We start from the raw sequence: 2,292 nt of genomic DNA, 5'->3' as shown, positions 1-2,292 counted from the left end.
CGTTGCCTGCAAGCTTAGAAAAACGGACTGCAGAAAAAAAATATTCAGAAAATGTCCAAAATTGAGATAGCAAAATGTCTTTAGTTGAATTTAAATACAATTTACAATGAAACAATTTTTATTATTACTTCACGAAGACATTCAAAAAATGAGTGAATTGTCGCCAAAAGAAATGCAAGAAATTGCAAATGCTCATATGAATTGGGCAAACAAATTAGCCGAAGCAGGACATTTAATTTCTGGAGATGGATTACACGAAAAGGGAGTTTTAATAACAGGCAAAGACTCTGTTGTTAAAGACGGTCCTTATTTGGAATCTAAAGAAATCATTGGCGGTTATTATTTGCTACAAGCAGACGATTTGCAAACTGTTGTTGAATTAGCAAAAGAATGCCCGACACATCTTTTTGGTGGAACAACGGAAATTCGTCCAATAATGGAAATGGAAGATTATGAGTAATGATTTATTTCAAAAAGAGGAAATAAATTATAGAGCTTTATATGGAAAGCTATTCTCGGGGTTATTAGGTCAGTTTGGTGCAAACTATGTCTCTGAAATTGAAGATGCCATTCAAAATTCTTTTTTGAAATCATTAAAAATTTGGAACGAAAAAAGCACACCTGATAACATAGAAAATTGGCTTTTCATTGTGGCTCGAAATGATGTATTGAACCAAATTAAAACCAGGTACAAACAAAGCAATTTAGAACCATTTAAATTGTCAGATGATAATCAAGTTTCAGAAAATGAAAAAGATTTGCGTCTGCAAACCATCATTTTCATTGCTTCTTTGGGAATTATATCAACACAAGCCAAGATTACTTTCATTCTCAAAAATATTTTTGGTTTAAGTATTGATGAAATTCACAATTGCACTTTACTCAATCGAGAGTCAATTTACAAAAGCATCAATCGGACAAAAAAAAGTATTATACAAGAATGTGAATTAAAGCAAACAGACATTCAAACTATTTCAGCAAATCAAACTACAATTTCCATTGTTGAAGAGATTTTGTATGCTGTTTTTAATATTGGTTTTGACTCATTTAGTGACAAAACAGAAGAAATAGTAAATAAAGACTTGTGTTTGGAAACCTTTTCATTGACAAAACTATTATTCAAAAGTTTTAATTTTGACACTACAAGTAATTTATTGGCAATTTTTAGTTTACACACGGCAAGAATTCCTGCAAAAATTGAAAAGGGTAAATTGATTTCTTTTTTTAATCAAAAGCGAGAAAAATGGAATCAAGAGTTGTTTCAATTAGGGTTACAATTTATCACAAAACCAAAATCAACAAATAAATTTTATATTGAAGCTTTAATCGTTGCAAAGTATATGACGGTTGAAAACTTTACCGTGAGTGATTGGAAAGACATTGTAAATCTTTACGAAATATTACAACAAGTTTCGTCTTCGTCTATTGTCAAACTCAACTATTGTTACGTTTTGAGTAAAGCAGGTAAAACGGAATTAGCTTTGAAAATATTATCTAAAGTCGAGAAAGAATTACCCAATGAACATACTTATTTCAATTTGGTAAAAGCAAAAATAGTGAGAGAAACAAATCCTATCGAATCAAGTAGTTTAATTAAAGCAACCATTAACAAGTTGAACCAAAAAATCAGAAAAGAATATTTATTAGAAAACGAATTAATACATTTATAAAATATGAAATCAATATTAAAAATAAGTTTTGTGCTTCTAACAACTTTAGCATTAACAATGTGTAACACAAAACAAAATGACCAAAAATCAACTACTCAATCAACAGAAAATTTTGATTGGCTATTAGGGAATTGGAAACGCACAAACGAAGAAAAAGGAAAAGAAACTTTTGAAAATTGGAAAAAAGCTAATGATAATGAATATAAAGGAATTGGTTTTACACTTCAAAATAGGGATACTTTAAGTCAAGAACAAATGAAGCTAATACAGACCAATGGAAAATGGAATTTATTAGTAAAAACTCCAGATGAAAAGGATTTTATAAAGTTTGAAATGACTGAAATAGCAGATGATAAATTTGAATGTAAAAACGACACATTAGATTTTCCAAAATTGATAAAATATTGGAAAAATGGCGACAAAATGAATGCAATTGTTTCAGGCGACAGTTTGAAATTATCATTTGAATTTGAACGAATAAAATAAAGCCAGCAGGCAACAGCAGTTTGGCAAAATGGCGGGTTCAGTGCTAAATTGAACATTCGGAATTCTAATGAACTTTAGTACTAAATTGAAAGTAAGTGCTTCAAAATCCGCCACTTCGCCAAGCCGCGGAACGTTA

General features: G+C 30.1%; 3 protein-coding genes. All 3 read left to right on the top strand.

The window, feature by feature from the left end; translation table 11 throughout:
- Window positions 1-106 precede the first annotated feature (106 nt).
- The 3 genes from F564_RS0117540 to F564_RS0117530 are packed head-to-tail and all read left to right on the top strand — an operon-like array spanning window position 107 to window position 2,156.
- A complete protein-coding gene (locus F564_RS0117540; RefSeq protein ID WP_028123722.1) occupies window positions 107-460 on the top strand; it encodes a YciI family protein in 354 nt (117 codons plus the stop codon).
- Entirely contained in the window at window positions 453-1,670 is a 1,218-nt protein-coding gene (locus tag F564_RS0117535) for a DUF6596 domain-containing protein (RefSeq protein WP_028123721.1), read from the top strand. Before F564_RS0117540 ends, F564_RS0117535 begins: the two co-directional genes overlap by 8 nt.
- Window positions 1,671-1,673: 3 nt before the next feature.
- Window positions 1,674-2,156 (top strand): DUF6265 family protein, encoded by a 483-nt coding sequence (locus F564_RS0117530; RefSeq protein ID WP_028123720.1) that lies wholly within the window; start codon window positions 1,674-1,676, stop codon window positions 2,154-2,156.
- Window positions 2,157-2,292 lie beyond the last annotated feature (136 nt).

This window comes from Epilithonimonas tenax DSM 16811 (assembly GCF_000428485.1).
Taxonomy (GTDB): Bacteria; Bacteroidota; Bacteroidia; order Flavobacteriales; family Weeksellaceae; genus Epilithonimonas; species Epilithonimonas tenax.
Note: the sequence above shows the minus strand (reverse complement) of the source record. Positions and strands in the feature narration are given on the sequence as shown.

Bases quoted from the DNA above. Each gene is read 5' to 3' on its own strand.
- F564_RS0117540 (WP_028123722.1), top strand. From the start codon at position 107: ATGAAACAATTTTTATTATTACTTCACGAAGACATTCAAAAAATGAGT.
- F564_RS0117535 (WP_028123721.1), top strand. From the start codon at position 453: ATGAGTAATGATTTATTTCAAAAAGAGGAAATAAATTATAGAGCTTTA.
- F564_RS0117530 (WP_028123720.1), top strand. From the start codon at position 1,674: ATGAAATCAATATTAAAAATAAGTTTTGTGCTTCTAACAACTTTAGCA.